Source organism: Sporomusa termitida (assembly GCF_007641255.1).
Classification (GTDB): Bacteria; Bacillota; Negativicutes; order Sporomusales; family Sporomusaceae; genus Sporomusa; species Sporomusa termitida.
The window spans coordinates 1,757,354-1,783,520 of the sequence record NZ_CP036259.1 but is presented as its reverse complement, the minus strand read 5'-3'; the positions used below and the strand labels follow the sequence as shown (position 1 = coordinate 1,783,520).

General features: G+C 44.4%; 20 protein-coding genes. 5 read left to right on the top strand and 15 right to left on the bottom strand.

The annotated features are described in order from the left end of the window. Positions 1-4 precede the first annotated feature (4 nt). From SPTER_RS07980 to atoD, 3 genes are read right to left on the bottom strand one after another with little or no spacing between them, the layout of a single operon-like run. Complete coding sequence (locus SPTER_RS07980; protein ID WP_144349914.1) at positions 5-1,183, bottom strand: acetyl-CoA C-acetyltransferase; 1,179 nt, start codon at positions 1,181-1,183, stop codon at positions 5-7. A gap of 47 nt (positions 1,184-1,230) precedes the next feature. Further along, the gene (locus SPTER_RS07975; RefSeq protein ID WP_144349912.1) at positions 1,231-1,881 is read right to left on the bottom strand and encodes a 3-oxoacid CoA-transferase subunit B; all 651 of its coding nucleotides are present in this window, start codon (positions 1,879-1,881) and stop codon (positions 1,231-1,233) included. A 2-nt stretch (positions 1,882-1,883) separates the two neighbouring features. Next, the gene (atoD, locus tag SPTER_RS07970) at positions 1,884-2,540 is read right to left on the bottom strand and encodes an acetate CoA-transferase subunit alpha (protein WP_144349910.1); all 657 of its coding nucleotides are present in this window, start codon (positions 2,538-2,540) and stop codon (positions 1,884-1,886) included. Between atoD and SPTER_RS24660 the strand changes: the two genes are divergently transcribed. After that, positions 2,524-2,664 (top strand): hypothetical protein, encoded by a 141-nt coding sequence (locus SPTER_RS24660; protein WP_170233205.1) that lies wholly within the window; start codon positions 2,524-2,526, stop codon positions 2,662-2,664. The two genes, atoD and SPTER_RS24660, sit on opposite strands and share 17 nt — an antisense overlap. A 121-nt stretch (positions 2,665-2,785) precedes the next feature. On the opposite strand, the gene SPTER_RS07965 is transcribed toward SPTER_RS24660, so the two are convergent. Then, positions 2,786-3,751 (bottom strand): 3-hydroxyacyl-CoA dehydrogenase family protein, encoded by a 966-nt coding sequence (locus SPTER_RS07965; RefSeq protein WP_144349908.1) that lies wholly within the window; start codon positions 3,749-3,751, stop codon positions 2,786-2,788. 282 nt (positions 3,752-4,033) lie between these two features. Between SPTER_RS07965 and SPTER_RS25870 the strand changes: the two genes are divergently transcribed. After that, on the top strand, positions 4,034-4,462 hold the full coding sequence (locus tag SPTER_RS25870; RefSeq protein ID WP_425474347.1) for a transposase: 429 nt from the start codon (positions 4,034-4,036) through the stop codon (positions 4,460-4,462). Positions 4,463-5,267: 805 nt separating this feature from the next. Here the strand turns inward: SPTER_RS25870 and SPTER_RS07955 are convergent. After that, positions 5,268-6,587, bottom strand: coding sequence for a gluconate:H+ symporter (locus tag SPTER_RS07955; protein WP_144349906.1), 1,320 nt, complete (start codon positions 6,585-6,587; stop codon positions 5,268-5,270). A gap of 1,175 nt (positions 6,588-7,762) precedes the next feature. Between SPTER_RS07955 and SPTER_RS07950 the strand changes: the two genes are divergently transcribed. Next, on the top strand, positions 7,763-9,148 hold the full coding sequence (locus tag SPTER_RS07950) for a sigma-54 interaction domain-containing protein (RefSeq protein ID WP_170233204.1): 1,386 nt from the start codon (positions 7,763-7,765) through the stop codon (positions 9,146-9,148). 129 nt (positions 9,149-9,277) lie between these two features. Here SPTER_RS07950 and SPTER_RS07945 read toward each other — a convergent pair whose 3' ends face one another. From SPTER_RS07945 to SPTER_RS07910, 7 genes are all read right to left on the bottom strand, one after another. Further along, a complete protein-coding gene (locus SPTER_RS07945) occupies positions 9,278-10,480 on the bottom strand; it encodes a thiolase family protein (protein WP_170233203.1) in 1,203 nt (400 codons plus the stop codon). Between the two features lie 292 nt (positions 10,481-10,772). After that, the gene (fabG, locus tag SPTER_RS07940; protein WP_144349901.1) at positions 10,773-11,513 is read right to left on the bottom strand and encodes a 3-oxoacyl-[acyl-carrier-protein] reductase; all 741 of its coding nucleotides are present in this window, start codon (positions 11,511-11,513) and stop codon (positions 10,773-10,775) included. A 37-nt stretch (positions 11,514-11,550) separates the two neighbouring features. Beyond that, positions 11,551-12,594, bottom strand: coding sequence for a ketopantoate reductase family protein (locus SPTER_RS07935; RefSeq protein WP_211367521.1), 1,044 nt, complete (start codon positions 12,592-12,594; stop codon positions 11,551-11,553). Between the two features lie 108 nt (positions 12,595-12,702). Further along, on the bottom strand, positions 12,703-13,551 hold the full coding sequence (locus SPTER_RS07930) for a beta-keto acid cleavage family enzyme (RefSeq protein ID WP_170233202.1): 849 nt from the start codon (positions 13,549-13,551) through the stop codon (positions 12,703-12,705). Between the two features lie 452 nt (positions 13,552-14,003). Further along, a complete protein-coding gene (locus SPTER_RS07925; protein ID WP_211367520.1) occupies positions 14,004-14,405 on the bottom strand; it encodes a transposase in 402 nt (133 codons plus the stop codon). A 224-nt stretch (positions 14,406-14,629) separates the two neighbouring features. After that, entirely contained in the window at positions 14,630-15,970 is a 1,341-nt protein-coding gene (locus tag SPTER_RS07920; RefSeq protein ID WP_144349900.1) for a GntP family permease, read from the bottom strand. Between the two features lie 763 nt (positions 15,971-16,733). Continuing rightward, positions 16,734-18,068 (bottom strand): S-layer homology domain-containing protein, encoded by a 1,335-nt coding sequence (locus tag SPTER_RS07910; protein ID WP_144349899.1) that lies wholly within the window; start codon positions 18,066-18,068, stop codon positions 16,734-16,736. 1,206 nt (positions 18,069-19,274) lie between these two features. Between SPTER_RS07910 and SPTER_RS07905 the strand changes: the two genes are divergently transcribed. Both SPTER_RS07905 and SPTER_RS07900 read left to right on the top strand, forming a co-directional pair. Then, on the top strand, positions 19,275-20,717 hold the full coding sequence (locus tag SPTER_RS07905; protein WP_170233201.1) for a sigma-54 interaction domain-containing protein: 1,443 nt from the start codon (positions 19,275-19,277) through the stop codon (positions 20,715-20,717). Positions 20,718-21,126: 409 nt separating this feature from the next. Then, complete coding sequence (locus SPTER_RS07900; protein WP_144349895.1) at positions 21,127-22,119, top strand: alpha/beta hydrolase; 993 nt, start codon at positions 21,127-21,129, stop codon at positions 22,117-22,119. Positions 22,120-22,657: 538 nt separating this feature from the next. Here SPTER_RS07900 and SPTER_RS07895 read toward each other — a convergent pair. From SPTER_RS07895 to SPTER_RS07885, 3 genes are all read right to left on the bottom strand, one after another. Continuing rightward, positions 22,658-22,882 carry an ATP-binding protein gene (locus tag SPTER_RS07895; RefSeq protein ID WP_246105606.1) on the bottom strand — a complete coding sequence of 75 codons (225 nt, stop codon included), beginning with the start codon at positions 22,880-22,882 and terminating at the stop codon, positions 22,658-22,660. A 435-nt stretch (positions 22,883-23,317) separates the two neighbouring features. After that, positions 23,318-24,322 carry a beta-keto acid cleavage family enzyme gene (locus SPTER_RS07890; RefSeq protein WP_144349893.1) on the bottom strand — a complete coding sequence of 335 codons (1,005 nt, stop codon included), beginning with the start codon at positions 24,320-24,322 and terminating at the stop codon, positions 23,318-23,320. Between the two features lie 339 nt (positions 24,323-24,661). Beyond that, on the bottom strand, positions 24,662-25,555 hold the full coding sequence (locus SPTER_RS07885) for a 3-hydroxybutyryl-CoA dehydrogenase (protein WP_211367518.1): 894 nt from the start codon (positions 25,553-25,555) through the stop codon (positions 24,662-24,664). Positions 25,556-26,167 lie beyond the last annotated feature (612 nt).

The following is a 26,167-nucleotide window of genomic DNA, read 5'->3' as shown; positions in this document are numbered from 1 at the left end:
GCGCTTATATACGCTCAATGATGGTGGAAACACCTTGGCCGCCGCCGATGCACAAAGTGGCCAAACCGATTTTCTGCTGCCGTGCTTCCAAGGCATGGAGCAGGCTCACCAGGATGCGGGCGCCGCTGGCGCCGATAGGATGGCCGATGGCGATAGCGCCGCCGTTGATATTGACTTTCTCCTTGTCAAAGCCGAGTTCATTCCCCACCGCTAAAAATTGTGAAGCAAAGGCCTCATTTGCCTCAATAAGGTCCAGATCACTCACCGTAAGATTAGCTTTTGACAATGCTTTCCGCACCGCGGCTACAGGGCCAATTCCCATGATGCTGGGATCCACCCCGCCGGAAGCATAGGCACGAATGCGAGCCAGCGGCTTGAGGCCCAATGCGCTAGCCTTAGCCGCCGACATGACAACTAGTGCCGCAGCCCCATCATTGATACCGGAAGCATTGCCCGCAGTTACGGTGCCGTCTTTCTTGAACGCCGGTTTAAGGCCAGACAGTTTTTCCAGCGTAGTACCTGCTTTGGGATATTCATCCGTATCGAACACCACTTCGCCTTTCTTGGTCTTGATGGTTACAGGAATAATTTCTTTTTTGAAATCCCCCCGTTTAATGGCGGCAGCAGCCTTGGTTTGGGATTCAAATGCCAATTGGTCTTGAGCTTCCCGGGTGATACCATATTGTTCCGCCACGTTTTCTGCTGTGATTCCCATGTGGTAATCGTTATTGGCGCACCACAATCCATCTCTAATCATGACATCCACCAGTTTCCCATCGCCCATGCGCAGTCCCCATCGACCTTTGTCCAACACATAGGGTGCATTGGTCATGCTCTCCATGCCGCCTGCTACCATAACCTCCGCATCTCCCGCCATGATGGCCTGGGCGGCCATGTTAACAGTCCTGAGTCCAGAGCCACAAACTTTATTGACCGTCAGAGCTGGCACTTCTACCGGCAGGCCCGCTTTAATAGCTGCCTGGCGAGCTGGGTTCTGCCCCAGACCAGCCTGGAGCACATTGCCGAATAGAACTTCATCTACAACATCGCCATTAATACCAGCTCTGATCAAGGCTTCTTTAATGACCACGGCTCCCAAATCCACGGCGGAAAAGGGGGCTAAACTTCCGTTAAAACTACCGACGGCTGTCCGTACGGCACTGACGATTACTGCTTCTCCCATTGAAAACAACCTCTTTTATACAATATATTACAGACGGTGGTCCCGCTTTACTGGATGGACATGGTGCACAAATCCTCGGCCACGGTAAAGTCTGCGGCAGTCTTGCCGCGAATTTCATCCACAGTGACGCCCGGGACGGTTTCTTTAAGCAGCAGTCCCGTCTGGGTTACGGCAAAAACGCATAGATTGGTGACGATCAGGTTCACGACCCCTTTCCCCGTGAGAGGCAGGGCACATTTCTTTAATATCTTAGGGCTTCCGTCTTTTGCGGTATGTTCCATCGCAACAATGACCGTCTTGGCTCCTGATACAAGATCCATTGCTCCACCCATACCTGGCACCAATTTACCCGGTACCATCCAGTTGGCGAGATTTCCTTCCTGGTCAACTTCTAACGCACCAAGAACCGTTGCATCCACGTGTCCGCCCCGAATGATAGCGAAAGACATCGCGCTGTCAAACACAGCACCACCGGGGATAATCGAAACAGGTTTACCACCTGCATTTACAAGATCGGGGTCAAGCGATCCCTCTATTGGCGCCAAGCCTACAAATCCGTTTTCGGATTGGATGATAACGCTTACTCCTTCTGGCAGGAAATCTGCTGCTAGTGTGGGGATACCAATTCCTAGATTGACGATGTACCCGTCCATAAATTCCCGAGCTACCCGTTTAGCAATAATTGTTTTTGCATCCATTATTACTCCCGCCTCCCCTGGACAATGTAGTTAACTAATATTCCAGGTGTCATTACCTGATCTGGGTCAATTTGGCCCGCATCAACAATGTTTTCTGCTTCAACAATAACGACCTTGGCCGCCATCGCCATCAGTGGGTTAAAATTGCGAGCTGAGCGGTGGAAAATCAAGTTTCCTGCGGTATCAGCTGTATGCGCCTTAATTAGGGCTACATCAGCTTGCAAGGGCTTTTCCAGCAGAAAATCCTTCCCATCCACGTTAATAACAGTTTTTCCTTCGGCAACTATTGTCCCGAGACCAGTTGGCGTTAGTACACCACCTAATCCGGCACCACCGGCACGGATACGTTCTGCAAGCGTTCCTTGTGGAACAAGTTCAACCTCAAGCTTGCCAGTGTTCATTTGCCGCCCTGTCTCAGGGTTTGTCCCAATATGAGAAACAATTGCCTTTTTCAGCCGCCCCTCGACTACGAGCTTCCCTACGCCTTTATCAGGAAACGCCGTATCATTGGCGATAATGGTAAGATCTTTAATTCCTTTGTCAATTAGGGCATCTATAAACAGTTCAGGTGTTCCTACGCCTAGAAATCCACCAATCATCAGGGTCATACCCGCATGGACATCTTTGACCGTTTGTTCAATTGTGGTAACTTTAGACATCTTCATCCTCCTTAATTCTATTGGTGAGATAGGAAGCGGGATTGCTCTGGCTTTTGCCGGTATTTATGGGGTTATTGAACTAAGCGACATTGGTGTTGGCCTTAGCCTGCTCTTGTGTTATTAAGTTCGCCTGGTAAACGCTTTTACGAACAGCATCAACCCAATTTGAATGATCATGTAATCAATGCTACCCACACAGCAACATTGACCCGACCCGCAAAATTGTTCAAATAATTAGTTTTGCATCACAATTTATTGTGCAGCTTCAGAAGTTCCAACAGCATCTTATCACGGTAAACCCTAGCTTTATCAATAGTACGGCCCTCCTTTTCAGTACGCTGATTCAAGGCCTCCTGGATACCGTTGGCGGTCAGTTCTGCCAATTCTTTTGGGAAGTGCTTCCACGCGGCCATATCTTTAAGCCGTTCATCGAGGGACTCGCGCTGACGTTCCATCGTCACGCCGATTCCCAACTCTCCAGCGGCGAGGTGAAATATCATACTAGGACCCATGATCCCCCAACGGAGCCCCGGGCCATAGAGCAAAGCCCTATCGGCATCCGCCAGAGAACACACATCGTTCTGCACTAGGTCGATGATCTCACGATAGACGGCCACCTGCAGACGGTTGCTGATGAAGCCGGATACCTCTTTGTTTAAAACCACCGGCTCTTTGCCACAGGACTTGTAAAACGCACATGTCTTTTGGACCACCCAGTCCTTCGTCTTTTCCCCTTTCGCCACCTCAACTAAAGGAATCAAATGGGGAGGATTATAGGGATGACCTCCAATCAGGCGTTCCGGGTGAACCATCTGCTCTGCAATTTTGGTAACGAGCAGGCCTGAGGTAGACGTTGCAATGACCGTGTCCGGTGAGGTATACGCCTCAATCTGGGCCAAAAGGGGTTGCTTCATCCCGTAATTTTCCGGACCGGACTCCTGAATGAATTGCACGTTCCTCACCGCCTCAGCCAAGTCGGTGGTGTAGGTCATGCGTCCTTCGATTTCCAGCGCCTCTGCTGCAGTAATTATCCCGTTTTCAATCAGAACGTTCAGGTTTTCGCGGGCATTCTTTTTTGCCCCTTCCAGAGCAGCCTGGGCCACATCGCAGAGAGTCACGGGATAACCCTTCCAGGCAAATTGGAGGGCAAAGCTGGCTCCTATGACGCCGACGCCTACACAGGCAACGGCACGAATATTAGTTTGTTCCATTTTCTGAATTTCCTCCTATACCCCACGCCTGGACGGCACCACAGTGAACGAAAAGCGTTGGGAATGTTTTTATATCGCTATGCGGTAATTAACAACGACAGGTGAGATACGCGAGATAGTCGCGTGACTCAAGGCTAATGGTTGCCAGATGGTCGCTATGGGGAGTATCGGCTCATACTGGAAACCGCTGTACAACATTTTTGAACAGGAATCGCTTCCGGCCATGGTCCAGGCATCGGTATTGTTAGCGCGGAGCAGATTATCGCGGAAACCGGGACTGCTATGAGCCATTTCCGAAATCAGCATGCGTTTTCCAACTGGACAGGCACCGCTCCGGGTAACAACGAGAGTGCCGGTAAACGCAAAAGCGGCAGGACAACTCACGGCAACAAAACACTCAAATCAACGCTCACCCAGTGTGCAAAGTCGGCGGTGAAGAGCAAATATTCATTTTTTAGCGCACAATACCAGCGGTTGGCTTCTCATCGCGGTAAAAACCGGGCAACAATGGCGGTTGCCCACTCAATGGCGTGCGATTTTCTTTGTTCTCTCAGGCGTGGAGTTCAAAGACCTCGGCGCGCACTACTACACTCAATTCAACCGCGAGAGGAAGATCAATTCTCACATCAGGCAACTCTCCAAGCTTGGTGTAGTCATCCCCGACGACGCTATACGAAAGGCTTTGGAGGAACCGCCAGATATTGCTACTGAACGGGATATTTCCATATCCGCTTAACGTGATACACTAATTGACATCACCGTCTCTCTGCGCACCTGTTTTGCCGGGGGCGTGCTTTGCTGTTTCCTATCAGTCAGATTCTGCGGGGATTTTTCACGTTATATGTATAAAACGCCACCACACCAAGTAGTGCCTGTGCCACCATATTCAACAAGGTGTGGTTTTGCAAAGCTTCCTAATATAGGCTTTTTAGGCTTTTGTTAGTGGTGTGCGGCCAGCCTACTTGGCATCCTCTGCAATTTCCTCCGGTGTAGCAGGAATGTGCTCATTCAAATCCTTGGAGTAACAGCACCCGTCAGAGCAGCAGTGATAAAAACTTTAGTCGATATAAAAATCATCCTTTCTAAATTCGGTTGGACGCTTATCTGATTATAAATCCGATAGTCGAACAATTTATCCTTAGAAATACCTACCTTCTCCCTGCTTACGTCCATGTGCTTATATAAAGCAAAATGTATGCCAAATTTATAATAAAAGCATATTTTTTTGCTTACTCTTATGAATGAGGTTTCGTACTTGCTAGATGACACAACCTATTGAGCCCATTCGCACATACAAAAAAATGGATAAATTATAGTTAGCCTTAGGTGCAACGAAATACCACCACCCTTTGCAAAACCGCCAAAAAGGCAATATTGCAAAAAACAATTGCAATATTGCCTTTTTGTGTTATATTATTTTAAATAATACTCTTCAGATGAATCACGATGTTGCTTAAGGAATGCGATATTATTTAACTTGAGATAATACTATTTGCTCAAACGAATATTCCCACATTTAATGGATCACTAAACTCAACGCCAATACTCCAGCCAACCCACATAAGGCAATAACACTTGTCATACCAGTTACAACTTTAACTGTTTGCCCAAAACTTAAATTAAAATATTCTTTACACATCCAAAAAGCGGCATCAGTAGGAGGTAATCCAAACATAGAAGCAGCACTAATAGTTAACACAAACAGTTCTTTATTGACTTCTGGCATTGCAGCCAACGACGTTAAAATTCCCGCAGCAGTAAATACCGTTACTGTTGATGAACCAACTGCTACCCTGATAAAAGCGGTAACAATAAAGGCCATTACATACGGTGATAGCGATACTCCTACCATTAGCGAGGCTATATATTGCGCTATTCCACTATCGATTATTACTTGTTTGAAGGCTCCACCTGCACCAATAACAAGCATAATCATTGCAATGGCCTTTATTGACGCTTCTATGGTACTCATAATCTCAGGTAGTTTTTTACCTCTTTGCAGGCCAAAAGTAAACAGTGCTAAGAAAACTGAAATTAATAGAGAAATATCTGTATTACCAATAAATTTGAAGAAAGCAGCAGCCCCTGAGCCTTTGGCAACAATATGTTCACCTATCATTGATCCAATTATAAGAATTACTGGTGCCATCGCTGTAATAAGGCTAACTCCGAAGCCAGGAAGATCTTCTTCTTTATATATTTTGGTACTAATCAACCCTTGTGGTATTTCAATAGACCATTTTCTAAATAATTTGTGCCACAATGGGCCTCCAATCAATACCGCAGGGATTGATATTATTAGGCCATACACTAAAGTTAAACCAATATTGGCGTGGAAAATATTAGCTATGGCAACCGGTCCCGGATGTGGTGGTAAAAAGCAATGAGCTACTGATATAGCCGCTAAAGCCGGGAGTCCAACCTCTAGTAACGGAAGTTCAGCAGTAGTAGCTACAGTAAATACGATCGGGATAAGTATTACAAAAGCCACTTCCCAGAATAATGCTATGCCAACAATAAAACCAGTCAATGCCATAGCCCATTTAACATTTTTCCTACCAAACTTATTCACTAAAGTCAAAGCAATTTTTTGAGCAGCGCCACAGTCCGACATCAACCTACCCAGCATTGCTCCAAGCCCCAGAATAATAGCAAGATGCCCTAATGTACCCCCTAAACCCGCTTCAATTGAGGCGATAACCTTCATAAGCGGCAGTCCTTCAGCAACGCCTACAAATATGCAAGCAAGCATAAGAGATAAAAAAGCATTGAGTCTTAAAACAGATATCAAAACAAAAATAAACACTATACCCAATAACAGGATAAAAACAGGCATCAATTTCACTCCCTAGTAATTAATTTAGCTGTCTTTGCTCTCTTTGTCTCCACTCTCGGCAGCTATTGTCTGCGGTACTTTCGCCAGCAAACTTAAGCCAAGTTTAACCGTCCTCTAAAACAAACTCGCAACCTGCCAGTAAGACCATATGTTAATTAGTCCTCGAGCGGTGTAGGAGACTTTGTCGTTGACCGCGCCGTTCTAGATGGATGCGTTGCCGCCAGTCAAACTGGCTCGTGCCCTTAACGGTTGAAGCTTCGTTACCCATGTAGCGGATGCGAGATTCATACGTAAGGCTTAGCGGGTAAGTCAACGAAGGAATTGACCGGGGCGGCGAAAACCGGACCAACAATGCTCAGCACAAATATGAACGCGAGCAGGGTTACGAGAATCTTTTTCATTATTTCCTCCTTAGGTTTTTGTTTTTTTACTAAGCCTCAAGGTAAGGAACAATGAGTTCAATGAGTTACCGTGTTGCCTCAATATCTCTTGAGAGAGCTTATCCCACGCCTACTTCGAAACCACTCACGGGAACCTAAGGTACACCTCCTTTCTTCCCTTCGATTATCTTCAGCGAATGGACTGTAACTGTAGATACCACCATGAGCTATCCTAACACTTTTATGTTATGCAAACTTTGTGCCAATAAAAAAGACCTACATTCGCAGGCAACCTTAACTTTCAAAAGAAAACGTTACTTACGCCCCAATATTTGATAAAGCGTGAGCAAGGAATGAACAACTGTCGACTTTGGGTCACTTGGTGCAGGCTATCGGATTATTGCCGGTACAGAAGGCGCGTTCACCATGGCCAGAAAATTCTCAGGATGGCGGCAGAGGGCGCCACCTTATTGAACTGCCGCAGGAGGCTAGGCAACGTTGTTATAAACATCGATATTTATAGCCAGGTACTAGGAAAGGCAACTGGGGACGGGTTATAAAGAACATCCACATATACCGAGTGGATTAGCTAGCGGAAGTAGCTAATCTTGCCGTAGTTATCCTGAGTATGCTTGGCAGGAACTTCAATGTCGGAGATATATCGACGAGATACTGCATCAAGTACCACCATTTCTTTGCAAGATTACAAAAGGCAATATTGCAAAATTAGTTGCAATATTGCAAAAATAGCGTTATATTATTATTAAATAATATAATTAAATGGTGGGTGCGCTTATGGATAACAATTTTTACTTGGAAATACTGGAGCACACTAACATAGGGATCTTTGTCCTGGATGTCAATGGCAATTATCTCTACGTCAACGATCATTACTGCGGCCTGCTGGCCAATAAAACACGAGAATTTTATATGAATAGTTCTATGCCAAAGTTAAGGGAGCAGGGTTACTTTAAAAACGGTGTCTGGGAACAGGTACTTCGAAAAAACGCACCCGTAGTGGCCCTGCTGACCGTTACGGATAAAGATTCTAACCAAATTCACCAGTTGTTTGTCTCCGGAACACCAACCTTCAACAGTGATGGCAGTATCAAGTACATTTTCTTCATAATCGAATCCATGGAGAATTTGAATCAACGAGTTCAAGCAGGCATATTGAATACGCACAACTGTACAGATTTTAGTTTAGTTACAAAAGCACCCACTACTGACATTATTGCAGAGAGCCCTATGATGAAGGAGTTGCTGGTACTGTTGGCCAACGTGTCAAAAACAGATGCCTCCATCCTGATCGTGGGCCCAACCGGCTCTGGAAAAGAGGTTCTTGCAGAATACGCTCACCGCAACAGTTTACGTAGTAAGGGACCCTTTATCAGCATAGACTGTGCCTCTATCCCTGAAACTCTCCTAGAATCGGAGCTTTTGGGTTATGAAAAGGGAGCCTTTACCGGTGCATCCACCCAAGGCAAAATGGGACTAATCGAATCAGCCAACGGGGGTACGCTCTTTCTGGACGAAATCAACTCTATGCCCCTAGGTCTACAGGGCAAACTGCTCCGCGTGCTGGAAACTAGGACAGTTAAACGACTTGGCAGCCTTAATGCTAAGCCAATAGACTTTCGGTTGCTATGCGCCTCGAATGAGAATCTGGAAACCTTAGCCCGGAATGGCAACTTTCGCTCTGATTTATATTACCGGATTAGTGTTGTTCCAATCCACATACCGCCTCTACGGGAACGCAAAGAAGATATTGTCCCGCTCGCCTTTTTTTATCTCCAGTATTTTTGTAAAAAGTATACGCGTATGAAGGTGCTTTCCGAAGAATTGATAAATACAATGTTGTCATATGACTGGCCTGGTAACGTCCGAGAACTGAAAAACTTTATAGAGCGTATAGTCGTTACCTCATCCGATACAGACCTACAGGTCGAAACAGTACCAAAAAGTTTTTTACAGGGTACCGTTGGCAAGAATGAGCTGGAACAAATACGTCTGCCGTTTTCCCATGAGGATACTTTCTCACACCGTTCCTACATGGAGCAGTGTGAGAAACAGTTGATACAACATGCCCTGTCGCAATTTAAGACACCAGCAAAGGTCGCAGAAATATTAAAGCTGGATCTATCAAATGTTTACAGAAAAATGCGAAAATATAACTTATAGCCAATACTAAAAAGACCTTTCCTAAAATGTAATTCTTTTTCGTGTATCTTAGTCACCTTAATACAAAAAGAGCACAAAACAGTGCTCTTTTTGTATTTCAAACTGGTTAATAAAATTGACTAACTTTTACTATACTTTTATAAGTATAGCGTCTCCCTGAGCCAACCCACCGCAAAGCGATGCAACCCCATAACCGCCGCCTCTTCTTTGTAATTCGTAAAGTAGGGTAACAATAATTCTAGTACCAGTCGCACCCACGGGATGCCCCATTGCTACTGCCCCACCATTGACGTTAATTTTTTCGCGTATCTTTTCAATTGCAGCATCGTCCTTATTTCCCAAAATAATGCTTGACAAGAGTGGCACTGCTGCAAATGCTTCGTTAATTTCGATGCAACTAACTTGGTCGATCGTAAGCTGGTTCTTTTTTAAGAGATCTTTTATAGCAGTCCCGGGTACAGTTCCCATATATTTAGGTTCGCCGCCGGCAAACTCAAAATCTAATACCTCGGCTAACGGCTTAATTCCAAGTTCCTTAAGCCTGGTTTCACTAACTAAAATCATAGCAGCAGCCCCGTCATTAAGGCCTGGTGCGTTACCGGCAGTAACTGTCGGGCTTCCAAATACAGTTCTTAAGGATGACAAGCTTTCAATTGTAGTGTCCGCTTTGGGAAATTCATCTTGTTCAAAAGTAACTGTGCTCTTTTTATTTTTAACTTCAATCGGTAAGATTTCTTGCTTCCACTTTCCTGCTTTTAACGCTTCTTGATACCTTGTCTGAGAACGCAAAGCCCATGCATCCTGCATTTCTCGAGTTACGCCATATTCAACGGAGACCTGGCCGACCTCAGCCGCAACAGGTTCATAACCCTTGTACCCAAGGGGATACAACGGATCCTCTAAGGTAGCAGCTCCAAGCCTTACCCCCGAACGTAATCCCCTAGCGAGATGTGGTGTCCTACTCATAACCTCAGTACCGCCAACAAGAACAATATCAGCTTCGCGTAACCGGATTGCATCATAACCTACTTTAACTGCCCAAGTACCAGATGTGCAGGCTCTATCTACAGTCGACGATACAACAGATAATGGCATTCCGGCTTTAATTAAAGCTTGACGAGCAATAACCGGAGCAACACCTTCATTAGCTTGACAATGTGTGCAGCATCCAAGATGTACTTGTTCTATTTGATCTGGTGATATTTGACTTTCGGCAAGAATCCCTTTAAAAAGATTAGCCGCTAAGTCAACAGGATCTACGTCTTTTAGTGTACCACTTAATTTACCAATAGCGGTTCTTTTGGCTGCTATTATAAATACTCGTTCTAACATTTTTTCTCCTCCGTTCGTTAATTTATAATCAGGATATGCTAAACTAAACTTCCAAATCCGCATTATAACAAAACCTTGTCCGATCTTTTGCCTAGTGTTGTGGGCGTAACTGGATCTCCAAATTCCTTATGAAAATATTCAATAACCTATTAATAAGACGTCTAAACCGGCCGCGGCGCAAAGTGCTAACAGTCCTGTAAGCATCTTCTTGCTTTCAGCCCACTTTATCGAACGGGCAGCCACTAGCATGTAACCCAGGCGGTGAGAACATGTGTCTCTCGCTGCTTCGCAGTTACACATACCAACCGCCGTTGATCCGCAGAATCTGACCTGTAATATAATCGGCCTCATCTGATGCTAAGAAAACACAGCCAGACGCTATATCTTCCGGTTTTCCCATACGCGCGAGCGGAATTTGTTTAACAAAGAAGTATTTTACTTTATCTGGAAGAATGGCAGTCATTTCCGTTTCAATGAAACCTGGAGCGATTGCATTGACTGTTATGTTCTTACGCGCCAGCTCCTTAGATAAAGATTTTGTTGCGCCGATTACGCCCGCCTTAGCTGCTGCATAATTAGTCTGGCCTACATTGCCCATTTCGCCGGCAATGGAGGCGATATTAATAATTTTGCCTCGCTGCTTAGGAATCATATGTTTAAGGACGGTTTGCGAACAAAGGAATACCGATTTTAAATCAACATTCATAACCGCATCCCATTGCTGATCTGTCAGGTCCATAATCATTCCATCGCGTGTAATTCCCGCATTATTGATAAGGATATCAATCGTTCCAAACTTGTTTACTGTCTCTGCTACCATATCCTCGACGTCATCTCTTTTAGATACATCGCATTTTATTGCCAGCGCTACATCGCCAGCCTTCTCTATTTCCGCTTTTACATTATGGCAAAGGTCATAATTAACATCAACCACAACAACTTTAGCGCCTTCTTTCGCCATACGTACTGCAATTTTTTGGCCAATTCCCTGGCCTGCGCCCGTAACTATAGCTACTTTATCTTGCAGCCTCATGTTTGCTCCTTCTATTTTAAACTTCCATTTTTCATTTTTACTTGAATCGGGGCACGTCGAAATATTTCAGATTATCCATACTAATTGGAAGATCCCCCGCCTCAATACCCCTTACGACCTTTACAACGGTGTCGTTAAACGGTGTAGCAATACCTACTTTCTTGCCCTCATCACAAATAAAGCCGTTAATCATACCGACTTCTGTTAGCTTGCCTTTTTCCAGGTCTTGCAGCATACTGGCTTTGGCTGGACGCATGCTATTTGAGATGATGTTATAGAAAATCATTTGTGAATTCTTGAATTCTTCTTCTGTATCAATGATCCCCATAGGCGTCACATCGTTTCCCCAGAAGGGAGGCATTGTGTAACCCACTGTTTTGCAGATAGCAACTGCCTCTTGGGCGATATAACTCATGCAAGCGCTCGCTTTAGGATTGTCAATAATGTCTCCGAAAGTGCACCCCAAGGAGGCTGACATTCCACTCCAACAGCTATTAAGCATAACCTTTAGCCAACGCGCTCCCATTAAATTATCGGTAATGATTACCGGCCCCATTTTTTCCAGCGCTTTTGCAACCTTCTTAATGCGATCCCCGATTACACCATCCATCTCGCCTATTTCGAACAAACTATCTTTAGTAATATCACTGGTTAACTCAGAAACGCCAGGTTCAATAAAGGTCGCACCCCATAGTACTGTTCCTCCAACAGTTCTTTCCTTGCCAACTATTTCGGCAACGCTTGGTTCTGGAACCCCATTTTGGAGTGTGCAGACAGTGCTATCGGCATTCAGGAACGGCAGAAGTTGAGTCAGTACTTCCTTGTTGACAGTCTGTTTGGTGAAAAGAAATACCAGATCGTATTTGCCTTCCATTTGGTCGGGGGTAATCGCCCTGACAGGCACTGTCAAATCCGCAAATCGGATTATACGTGCCCCCCTTTCATTCAATGCTTTGACATGATCCATATAATTATCTATTAAAATAGTTTCATGCCCATTTTTGTTCATATATGCACCTAAAACCGTCCCCATAGCGCCACAACCTAATATTGCAGTTCTCATCGCTTTTTTCTCCTCCATCCAATCTATATATTTAAAACTTCAGCACGCCATTGTGCCTGGTCCTATTCAATAGGGTTTAGCTTTCTTATAGGCTTTTGCTAGCGGTGTGCGGCCATAGGCCACCGCTCATCTTACTAGCGGTTTTATACCCAGCATTTCGCGAGCTTCGGCAGGCGTAGCGATCTCCTTGCCAAATTCCTTAACTACCCGGATAGCACGCTCTACCAGCATCACGTTCGATGCTTTTACACCTTTGGAATACATTACGTTATCCTCCAAACCAACTCGGATGCCATCCGCCCCCAGAGCTAAGGCTGCATACATTATGGGTAAGTGGCCTTTACCAATACCAAAAGCGGACCACTTAGAGTTCTCCGGCATATGCCTAACTAGGTACTGGAGGTTTTCCACCGTGGACTCCATACCACCCAAAACACCCAAAACAAACTGGCAGTAAAGAGGCTGGTCCAGAATACCGGTTTTAAGATAGTGCTTGGCATTGCCAATCATGCCCATATCGAAAATTTCCAACTCAGGTTTAACATCGTACTCTTTATAACACTTGGCTAATTCCTCCAGGAACTGAGGGGAGTTTTCGAATACCTGAGCGCAGCCCCAGTTCATGGTGCCTATGTCATATGAACCCATTTCAATTTCAGGGATGGACTTGAAATGAGCCGTCCGACTCTGCGAAAAATCAAAGGTTCCGGAGGAGGTGCAGCAAATAATCACATCACATTCTTTGCGGGCACGCAATAATTCAACGGTTTTTTTGAACCTAGCAGGCTCCATGGTGCCCCTACCAACGTCGTCTCTCATATGCAAATGCACGATGGCAGCGCCAGCCTTCCAGCAGTTATACGCATCTTCTGCGATTTCCTCTGGTGTAGTAGGAATGTGCTCATTCAAATCCTTGGGGGTAACAGCACCAGTCAGAGCAGCAGTGATAAAAACTTTAGTCGCTATAAAAATCATCCTTTCTAATTTATTTGGACGCTTATCTGATTATAAATCCGATAGTCGAACAATTTATCCTTAGAAATACCTATCTTCTCCCGGCTTACGTCCATGTGCTTATATAAAGCAAAATGTATGCCAATTTTATAATAAGAGCATATTTTTTTGCTTACTCTTATGAATGGAGTTGCGTACTTGCCAGATGCCACAACCTATTGAACCCTTTTTCACATACAAAAAATGGGGTAAATTATAATTAGCCTTAGGTGCAACTAAACACCGCCACTCTTTGCAAAACCGCCAAAAAGGCAATATTGCTAAAATTATTTGCAATATTGCCTTTTCATGTTAATTATTAATGCGGAACTTTCGCCAGCGAATTTAAGGCGGCTTTAATATCATCCTTATATAACCTTTCCTCTTCCTCCAAACAAACTCGTGAAATGTCTGCCGTTAAGACTATACGGGATTCAGTTCTCCAGCTTAGTTCCATCGATAAATACGCTCGACAGAGACAGTTCGCCCTCTTGGGCCAACCGCCGTATAAGCTGGGCGAACAGGTCATCGACCACCTCGGCCAGCCGTTCGCTGCGAAATCGGGTAATCGTAGCATGAGCGGGAGCTTTCTCCCGGCCTAAGAGGTACATGAAGTTGACGTCTCGCCGGCAGGCTTGTTCCAGCTTGCGGCCGGAGTAGATGCCGTTCATATAGCCGTAAACGAGGATTTTGAACAGACGCTTTGGTGAGATCTCGATTCTCCCCTGACGGGAGTACGCGGCGTATAATTTTCTATAGACCATCCTTTCCAAGACCGCGTTGAGCAACCGCACCGAATCATCTGCCGGATTCATTTCCCCGATGTCCATCGGCATGACCAGTTGATATACATTTGCTTCTGTTGTATAAATTGATTGTATTTTTTCGGACTTCACAACCTGATTTTACAACAAAAGAACGGTTTCCCGCTGCCGGTTACCGTTCTTTTGTTCATCTTAGGGACTCTCTTAGCGCGACAGCCCCTTTTGGTGAAGTCTATAAAACTAAGACTTTTTCAGTGGCCACACATATACCTTCCTCTTTGTAGTAAATCTTAGGGTTATCCGTAGATCACGATCCCGATCGGAATAACAATGATCAGGGCAAGGACTGTCGCAACGATATGAGCCCACCAAAAGTGCTTATAAGCTTGGGCGTGGGTCAAGCCGCAGACAGCAAGAACGGTAATTGTGGCACCGCTGTGTGGCATAGCGTCGAAGCAGCCCGAAGACATTACCGCGATACGATGAATTAGGTCGGGAGCGACACCCAGAGCCAGGTATTTAGCACTTAGAGTCTCTAGAACGATGCCCAGTCCGCCTGAGGCGGAACCAGTCATACCGGCAACGATGTTAGTAGCCAAAGACAGCGACAAAATGGGGTGCCCGCCCATGTTGAGTAGCCAGTCGGAAATGACTACGAATCCCGAAGTAGCGGCCATAGCCATTCCATAACCAACATCGGCAGAGGTGTTGACTATGGGAACCACAGCGTTCAAGGCGCCTTTATTAATTGTTTGCATCTTGTTGTTAAAGAATTTCCAAAATAGAATTAAGGTGGCGATAACACCGCCGAAAAGGGCTATGACAACATCCATTTTTAAAACGTTTAGCATAATAAATACTGTGATAGGAGGAAGTAAACACAGCCATACATTAGGAAGACCGTGAGGCGAAGAGAATTCTTCCCCGGAAACCATCCCACTGGTCGGAGCTTCAAAATTTTCATTACGAGCATGGCAGCGGCGTAATTGGTCTTTGAAATACCAAACGTTGAAAATTATAATAATGATAGAGGCAAGTATACCGATTACTGGGCCTGCCATCGCAGTAGTTCCCAGGTACTTAGTAGGCATGATATTTTGGATCGACGGTGAGCCAGGGAGCATAGTCATGGTGACGGAGCCCAGGCCGAGAATCAGTGCGGCCACAAACAAGTGCCAAGGGATATTAAGTTCTTTAAAAAGTGGCCTTGCGATAGGCAACACAGCAAAGATGACGACAAACAGGCTTATTCCGCCATACGTCATAACCATTGTAATGATAGCGATTGCCCATAGAACCTTCTCTTGGCTTTTGGCGCCCAGAACCTTTAAAATCCCCAGGGCAATGGAACGAGCCGCGCCACAGTCTTCCATAAACTTGCCGAAAACAGACCCGGCGAGGAAGATAAGATAGAACTTGCCGGCATAATTGACAAAGCCTTTCATATACGGGCCAACAAGGGCCTCGAAAGGATCCATACCTGAAAACAGCGAGACAATCACTACGGCCGCAGGAGCAAGGACAATGATGTGGAATCCTCGCAAGGCCAGCCAAATGAGAAACCCTAATGAAACAATAATACCCAAAACACTTAGCGTCATAAAACAATCTCCCCTTTTTCGAATTTCACTGCGCATTTATATACTACGGTGCAATAATCATGCCAAATTTTTAGGAATGTGCACTGCTCCAGTAATAGCGGCAGTAATTATAAACTTTATTCACATGAAACGATCGTATAATAAGTTTCGCACAACTGAAAAAGAGCTACCTAGGAATTGATAAGAAACCAATATTCGGCTAATTTGCCTCCTGAAGATTTTTGCTGTTTTGCACCAATCTTGAGTTTATACAAATTGTGGGATACTCCCAAATCTAAGCCTTTTTCAGGTCCTCCCCACGTCACCCCTTTTTAAGTTAGTCTCCGATTGTTTTTCCTAACTTAAAATCCGGTTTGATTTTACGGAGTTTTCATGCCATATCAAACCGGCTTAAGTAATCAAAGATATTGGCACTTGGTTTTTGCTTCGGTCTCTTTGGCAAGTTCCACTACTTTGTCATTGTAGGGAGTAGCGATACCGAACTCTCGTCCTTTTGTGCACACGATGCCGTTAATCTAATCGATTTCCGTCTTCCTTCCCATTTCGAAATTCTGCAACATGCTGGCCCTAAGCTTCCATAATCTATTGAGCCCTTTTGCACATACAAAAAATGGGACAAATTATAGTTAGCTTAGTACAACGAAATACTGCCATTCTTTGAAAAACCGCCGAAAAGGCAATATTGCTAAAATTATTTGCAATATTGCCTTTTCGCGTTATATTATTTTAAATAATACTTTTCAGATGAGTCGCGATGTTGCTTAACGAATGCGATAATATTTCAACTTGAGATAATAATTTAGAAGAAAAATTGGAAGCTAAGGTCCCACTCTTTGTCTTTCAAAGTACCGACTTTCTGTTTGAGGTCGCTATATGCGGCCGTAAAGACAACTCCTTTGGAGAAAACGTTCTGGTAGGCAACAGTTAAAGCCTTTACGTTGTCATCAGTATACATTCCGTTCACCAGAGCCTGAGCCATCGCGTTGCCGTTGTAGGAGCTTGCGCCCGCATAAGCGGACATTACCGGAACAGCGTTGGCGTCAATGTTCCGATAATTGATCAGGAAGCCTTGATCATGAGCTTTTGCCGGGTTGACTATGCCAGCAAACGGGTAAATTACAGTGCTTGGATTGGTGGCCAGTTGGACCATCCAAGCTTTCGGGTTGGTCCCGGAATAGGCCCCTTCGCTAATCTTGTTGGCGACATATTCACTCATCAGATAAAGGCCACCATGCTTGTAATTCAGACCCACATCGATTTGGTTGCCACCCATGTTGTTCCAAGCGGTGGGGACAAAGAGGGGGCTTGCAGCTACATTGCCAAAGCCGTAGTCGGTATAAGCAATGTTTAACTTGAGGTCCTTACTGGCCTTAAAGTTTAAGTTAAGAAGACCGAACTCAGAGTTGGTTGCCACGTCAGCAACCATGAATTGTGCGGTGGTCACATCGCTTAGCTTTTGGGTGAAGATCACGCCGTCATTATTCATGCTTTTGGCATTCAACAGGCCGTTGGTGATGCCGTGAGTGCCGAAGCGGCCAATGGTGATCATATCAATACCGGCGAAGTCCTTAATGTTGAAGAACGCGCGGTTGAATCCTATGGTGCCGGTGGAACCATTGCCGAAGTAGCCGCCAGCTTCGAGACGGGCAGTGTAGGCGACTTTGTCGTTGACCGCGCCGTTCAGATGGATGCGTTGCCGATAGTCAAACTGGCTCGTGCCCTTAACGGTTGAAGCTTCGTTACCCATGTAGCGGATGCGAGATTCATACGTAAGGCCCACATTGTTTTTAGTTTCAAGTTTTGCTACGCGTTTATCCAGGTTGTTAAGTTCCAGAGCAAACTCAGCAGCAAGTTTATCAATTAGTGCTTTTTGAACAGCGTCGGCCTTAGATGAGTTTTGCATAGCCTGATATACGATTTGGGCCATTTCATAACGGGTCATAGATTTCTCACCCCGGAATTCGCCATCACCATATCCATCGATAATTCCAACTCGGGCTAATTCTTGTACCGCCACATACGCCCAATGCTTGGCGGGTAAGTCAACGAAGGAGTTGTTCGGAGCGGCGAAAACCGAACTGGCAATACTCAGTACAAATACGAGTGCGAGTAGGGTTACGAGAGTCTTTTTCATTATTTTCCTCCTTAGGTTTTGTTATTTACTAAGCCTCAAGCTAAGGAACAATGAGTTTACCGTGTTACCTCAATATCCCTTGAGAGAGCTTATCCTACGCCTACTTCGAAAACCACTCCCGGGAACCTAAGGTACACCTCCTTTCTTCCCATCGATTATCTTCGGCGAATGGACTGCAGATACCAATATGAACTATCCTAACACTTTTATGTTATGCAAACTTTGTGCCAACAAGAAAAACCGCTGGCGCGGTCTTTTGGCTTTGCGCCTGGCAGATAAAGGTGACAAACAAGAGCCTGAGCTTATTTTGGCATCGACCCAAAAGTAACAAAAAGTCTAGGCCCGAAGCCTCCAAGAGCTGAAAAGCCAGCGGTATTCCTAAAATCCGAAACTCGCTACGCTCAAACAGTACGGATTTCTTAACGGAATACCGCTGGCTTTTCTCCTGCGGAACGCTTTTTCCGGCAAAGGGCCGGGGGTTACGGGGGCGCCTTCTCCTTGCCCAAACCGGGCATTATCCTTGGCGATCCTTGGTCTATAAGGACTTTCTGCCTCGCAAAACTTATACTTTCTGATCTTAATAAAAAAAGACCTGCATTCGCAGGCTATCTGATTAACTTGCGTTTCTGAAATCCCATCAGCCCTTTTGGTATATACAAAAAATGAGATAAATAATTTTAACCTAGTTGAGTGAGACACTGCCATGCTCTTTGCAAAAACACAAAACAAATGGCAATATTGCAATTATTTTTTGCGATATTGCCATTTATTTTGTGTTGATTATTTAAAATAAATATTTTTTTAGATGAGTAGCAACACATGGGCTCTTGGTTTCGGATGGCAAATGGCACGCTCTACGTCAACAATCTCAACTGCTGCATGTCAATAGTGAGCTGTCCCCTTTTTTTGGTGCCAAAATCATAGTTAAGTTTCCAATGTCCCCCCCCCTAAACCTGCTTCAATTGAGGTGATAACCTTCATAAATGGCAGTCCTTCAGCGACGCTATAAATATGCACACAAGCATAAGAGATTAAAAAGCATTGAGTCTTAAAACAGATATCATAACAAAAATAAACACGATACTCAATAATAGGGTAATAACAGGCATCACTATAAAAGGCAATTTTGCAAAACTTGTTGTAAAATTGCAAAAATAGCGTTATATTATTATTAAATAATATAATTAAATGAATGTGGGTGCGCTTATGGATAACAATTTTTACTTGGAAATACTGGAGCACACTAACATAGGGATCTTTGTCCTGGATGGCAATGGCAATTATCTCTACGTCAACGATCATTACTGCGGTCTGCTGGCCAATAAAACACGAGAATTTTATATGAATAGTTCTATCCCAAAGTTAAAGGAGCAGGGTTACTTTAAAAACGGTGTCTGGGAACAGGTACTTCGAAAAAACGCACCCGTAGTGGCCCTGCTGACCATTACGGATAAAGATTCTAACCAAATTCACCAGTTGTTTGTCTCCGGAGCACCAACCTTCAACAATGATGGCAGTATCAAGTACATTTTCTTCATAGTCGAATCCATGGAAAATTTGAATCAACGAGTTCAAGCAGGCATATTGAATACGCACAACTGTACAGATTTTAGTTTAGTTACAAAAGCACCCACTACTGACATTATTGCAGAGAGCCCTATGATGAAGGAGTTGCTGGTACTGTTGGCCAACGTGTCAAAAACAGATGCCTCCATCCTGATCGTGGGCCCAACCGGCTCTGGAAAAGAGGTTCTTGCAGAATACGCTCACCGCAACAGTTTACGTAGTAAGGGACCCTTTATCAGCGTAGACTGTGCCTCTATCCCTGAAACTCTCCTAGAATCGGAGCTTTTGGGTTATGAAAAGGGAGCCTTTACCGGTGCATCCACCCAAGGCAAAATGGGACTAATCGAATCAGCCAACGGGGGTACGCTCTTTCTGGACGAAATCAACTCTATGCCCCTAGGTCTACAGGGCAAACTGCTCCGCGTGCTGGAAACTAGGACAGTTAAACGACTTGGCAGCCTTAATGCTAAGCCAATAGACTTTCGGTTGCTATGCGCCTCGAATGAGAATCTGGAAACCTTAGCCCGGAATGGCAACTTTCGCTCTGATTTATATTACCGGATTAGTGTTGTTCCAATCCACATACCGCCTCTACGGGAACGCAAAGAAGATATTGTCCCGCTCGCCTTTTTTTATCTCCAGTATTTTTGTAAAAAGTATACGCGTATGAAGGTGCTTTCCGAAGAATTGATAAATACAATGTTGTCATATGACTGGCCTGGTAACGTCCGAGAACTGAAAAACTTTATAGAGCGTATAGTCGTTACCTCATCCGATACAGACCTACAGGTCGAAACAATACCAAAAAGTTTCTTACAGGGTACTATACCTGATACAGACCTCCAGGTCGAAACAGTAGCAAAATTTTTTTTACAGGGTACCGTCGGCAAGAATGAGCTGGAACAAATACGTCTGCCGTTTTCCCATGAGGATACTTTCTCACACCGTTTCTACATGGAGCAGTGTGAGAAACAGTTGATACAACATGCCCTGTCGCAATTTAAGACACCAGCAAAGGTCGCAGAAATATTAAAGCTGGATCTATCAAATGTTTACAGAAAAATGCGAAAATATAACTTGTAGCCAATACTTAAAAAGACCTTTCCTAAAAAGCAATACTTTTTCGTGTATCTTAGTCACCTTTAAGACAAAAAGCCGCTATCATGCAAAGGGTGAGGTAGCGGCTTAGCATTTAATGGAGCAAACTTCCAAATAGCAGAAACACACATGGAAACACGGGTTAGGGTGCGGTAGTGATGTACTTTCCTCAAGCCACAATGCAATTGCTTGTCCCGGAGTAACAGATGGACATGATTACTCAGTAAACAATAGGCATAAAATATTCCTGCCTAACTCACACTAATTAGGTAAGATTGATAAACCGACACCTGTACATATAGCCGGTCCTCTGAGAAAATAAAGCAAGAGAGCCGAGGAGAACGGATATATAACCCTAACACTACCATTTTTTTGTTAAAAGCTGGAGGAAAAGATGAAAAAAATGATTGTACTGGTATTATTACTGGTAGTTGCAACAAGTTTCCTTGCCAGCTATGGCAGAAAGGAAAAATCAAATATATCGTACAAGGTTAGCCCGGAAATGACTGCCGTAAAAGAGCAAATGAAAGAAATGATGAAAATGCACGGCATGGGTAAATCAGGTAGCATTGATTATATCACGCTTAGAGAAACCATCGATAAGGCTTCGGAAAAAATGCCTGCTGAACCAGGTGTGACCTTTACAAAGGGTCAGTTAGGCGGTGTTCCAGTTGAGCTATCGGCTCCGGAAAAGCTTACCGGAGATAATATTATCCTCTACATTCACGGCGGTGGTTTTACAACCGGAAGTGCTCTTGGTTCACGCGGGTTTGCTTCACAGCTGGCTTCAGAAGCAGGACTTAGAGTATATTCCTTATCGTATCGTCTCGCTCCTGAAAATCCATACCCAGCAGCACAAAATGACTGTTATACAGTATATACACGCCTGCTCGGAAAATATCCTGATAAGAAAATTGCTGTCATAGGCGACAGTGCTGGAGCTAATCTGGCACTGGTAACGACATTAAAAGCAATGGATGACGGTATTACACTTCCAACATCTGTTACAGTATACAGTCCTGTTGTTGATTTGACAGGTACCATTGACAGAAACAAAAACAGTGCAACAGACATCATCATCAGTGCCGATATTGATAGTGAGATCAAATCCTACCTCAAAAACAACAATCCTTATGATCCATATATTTCACCACTCTATGGCAATTATAAGGGATTTCCACCACTGAAAATTGTCTGTGACAGCGCCGAAGTTCTAACTGAGGACTCTGAACGTTTAGCTAAGAAAGCAAAAGAAGCAGGTGTCAACGTTGATCTGCAAAAATTTGAGGGAACTTTTCATGCTTTTCCTATTACAGGAAAAGGAACTCCTGAAAGTTATAAAGTTCTCCGGGATACCGCTAAATTTATCAAAGATCACTTTAACTGAATCACATTGCATCTTAATTCAGCATCAATTTTAATCCCCATCGCAGCACAATTTTCACCTGTATCAGATTAATTACTCTTATCCCCTTCAATCCAAATTTCCATTTTTTCACCTCTTTCGTTATGTTTTGAGGCACAAAAAAGCCTCTAATATATATAGCCACGGGAAACGCAAATTCGCACCCCCTATCCCAAAAAAATTTTTCATCTTTTTTAAGGCCTTTACTTAAGCGATTACGAATTGTGCTTTCATAAACGCCTTCTTCACGAGCAATCTCCGAGATTGATTTCTTGCAAAGTACACTTTCTGAAGCAAATTGGGTTGCTGAGGAAGCAATTCATTCAGCGCCTGGTGTAAGGCTTCCCTTGTTTCCCTCACTTCGATGGAATCAGTAAGCTATTCGCCGGCAGCCTCTAGTTGAACGCTCCACTCCGCCAAAGAGTCAATTGAATTATGTCTTCGAGTTTCCCACCGGTCTCTATTTCTGACTTTTTTGTCATTCCATGCATATTCCGGCGCGGGAGTGCAACTGGACCGTTTAACATTGTGCATGCATTCCGCTTAGATTGTGCATAGTTGCCGCTAGTCGTTGTGCACAGGGCTTGTAACATTGAACAGTCTGGGCAGGTCGGGGTAGTCCCGGCCGACAGGGAACTATCCGGTAATGCCTTATTTCTTTCATGGAATCACCCTGGATCACAATGATATAAGAGTCGTGGACAATGCGATCACAGATGGCGTCAGCCAATGTGGGCTCGCTGATCTTGAGATGCCAGCCGGCAACATCGAACTGAGAGCAAAAGATGGTGGATGCCCGCTTTGATGCTCGGGTGGCATATGCGCCGCCATAGTACTATACTGCCCCTTGTGTCCGTACAGCCGTGGATGAGCGCAAATGCGGTTGATATACATTTGCTTCTGTTGTATAATTTGATTGTATTTTCTCGGGCTTCACAACCTGATTTTACAACAAAAGAACGGTTTCCGGCTATGCCGGTTACCGTTCTTTTGTTCGTCTTAGGGGCTCTCTTAACGCGACAGCCCCTTTTAGGTAGTTCAGAACAACTCCACTGGCTCGATATTCCCTGTCACTATACGCTTTGGCTCTTGGGGCCGCTTACCTAATTTTGATTTCCTGTTTTAAACCTAAGGTGAGTTACCAGGCAATACCAATACTTTCCAAAAGCAATAACTATAACTATTTGTTGTAAGTATACTGCCGCGGAGCTCCTAGTCCTAGCATTTCTCTAGACTGAGCAGGAGTTGCAATCGGCCTTCCTAATTCTTTGGCGATTCGTACAACCCTCTCAACCATTTGGGCATTACTGGTTGCGAGTTGATGAGGACCATAAAATACGTTATCTTCTAGACCAACCCTAACATGATGTCCAAGGGCTATAGCCAAAGTTATCATGGCTGTCTGGGCAGCACCTATCCCGATAACACTAAACAGTGAATCTTTGGGAAGTAAGCGGGTTACTGAGAGCATATTCTCAACAGATGGGTAAATTCCAGTACCATTAAAAATCATTTGCACCCAGTGCGGTCCTTTGAGCAAGCCCTTGTTAATCAAGTTAGAGATATATTTAATATTTGTGATATCATACATCTCTAACTCTGGTTTAACCCCGTTCTCATTCATAAGTTCCACTGTTCTGGCAGCATCTCCCATAGTCATCAAATATGACACATCCCACGTCTCATCGTTGTCGCGACCACTCAGAGGCGGTTTTCTAGCCGCAAGTTTTAACGTTGAGGAAAATGAAGCTATATCAACACTTGCAACTTCCGGTTTTGCGCCAATAGACACCAACAATTGCGGAGAAGCCGATCCGTCTGGTTTCAACATTCGCCCACCAAGGCATGTATTATTGATGATAACCTCTGGGCACTTTTCGCGTACTAAACTGTTGACTTCGAGATAATCTTCCGTCTTCGGGGTATTAACTGCTAGATTGTTTTTGTCCCTAACATGTATGTGTATGAGACTTGCACCCGCATTATATACGTCATACGACTGCTGTACCTGTTCTTCGATAGTCTCAGGCAAATTGGGATTGGACTCTTTACCATGGACGCCGCCTGTAATGGCGCACGATATAATTAATGGGGCGAATTTCGTCAGCCCATAACGCGAAACTTTGTCAACATAATCGATAGTTTCCCGATAGTCACCAAGTAAATAGTTTTTCAGTTCAGACATTTTTCTACCTCGCTTCTTTTAGTACTTCTTTGTAACTTGAGAAGATTAGTTAAACCTGCCCAGATAACTAAAATCGTTAACCCCACCTCTTGCCTGCCTCTTTAACTAATTCAACCACTTTCATTATTAAAGGATGTAGGGATTACAAATTCACGCCCCTTTTGACAAACAAACCAGGGTGCCAGAAATGACCAGGGGGCATTTTACTGATTTAACGAAGTTGAAAAACAGCCAACAAATTTGTCTCATCCGCGACACCATGAAATCAGATGATACCCGCCGCTCTCAAAGCGGTGTTTTTTCCGAAGGCTGCTCAATATTGTCAGCCAACGCCGAATGTTATTGATTGAGAACAGGATTAACCCCTAGTTTTTTCCCGCCTGCCTCATAAAGATAAAAACCTGCTCCAGATTTTCTACCCAGGTATCCGGCTTTCACCATTTTTCGCAGCAAAGGTGCTGGGCGGTACTTCGAGTCACCCAGTTCGGAATAAAATACTTCTATGGCAGCCAGGAGGACGTCCAACCCGACCATATCAGCTAATGCCAAGGGACCCATAGGGTGATTACAGCCACATTTCATGCCATTATCAATGTCTTCGACTGTTCCAATACTCTCGTCTAAAATTTGCACAGCTTCATTCAACATCGGAATCAGTATACGGTTTACAATAAAACCCGGCATGTCTTTAGCGACAACCATGACCTTTTCTAGGCGTTCGCCGACTTCTCGCGCAGCGGATAGCGTATCTTCAGAGGTTCGTAGACCCCGTATGATCTCCAGCAGCTTCATTACGGGAACCGGTGAGAAGAAGTGCATGCCTATAAACTTCTCCGGGCGCTTCACTACAGAGGATAGAGCGGTCAAGGAAATCGATGAGGTGTTCGAGGACAGTATCGTCTCAGGTGGGCAGATAACATCCAATTTTTCAAAAACTGCTCGCTTTGCTTCAAAGTTTTCGTAGATTGCCTCAATGACAAATTGGCATTCTGCGGCAGAAGCCAGCTCCATAGAACAAGTAAGTCGTTTCATACAGGCGTCTTTTTCCTCGTGAGACATAAAGCCTTTGGCAACGCTACGGTTCAGACGCTCCTCAATCCCAGTAGCTCCATTTGCCAGCGTGGACTCGCTAATATCATTGAGAATTACGTCATAGCCACTCTGAATGGCGACCTGGGCAATGCCAGCCCCCATAAGACCGGCTCCAATTACAAAGATTTTTTTGATTTCCATAACATAGTAAACTCCTTTACAAGTATTTAAATTTAAAAGGCAATCTATCTTCCTAATCATTGCAATAATCATGCCAAACTAATAATGTTCGTAAACCATGATTTTTAAAAGATCAGGATCGCTTCGGAAAGTTAAATCCGTAAAAAAGCTGTTTTCAGCTTAGCGTACAATCATATTTTTTTGTAATACTCTGCACAATCGCTCTACTATCTGTCATTTTATACTTACATCAAAAATACTAAATACTTCGTTTTCCCTGAGTACATTTATGGTTAGACCAATTGTTAGTATAAAATTACATATGTGGTTTTATAATCCATGGACGGCAAGGGCCAGTGTCTGGACAACGCACGGCCGGAGCGCTTTTTTCGGACTCTTATACAACCGCATTTACATCAACGAATATGAGACTCCCCGCGATCTGCATCATGCTCAGGGAGTATATGAAGACCTACAATACCCATCGTCCACTTTCCGCACTGGGCGGAGTATGCCCTGCTCAATATTATCTCGGAAACATGCCCAGCGAGGCTGTTTCATATCAAAAAACATAGAAAGGAGCATAACTTAGGTTTCTCCATTCTGTGTCTTGACGTTGGGGAGCATTATATA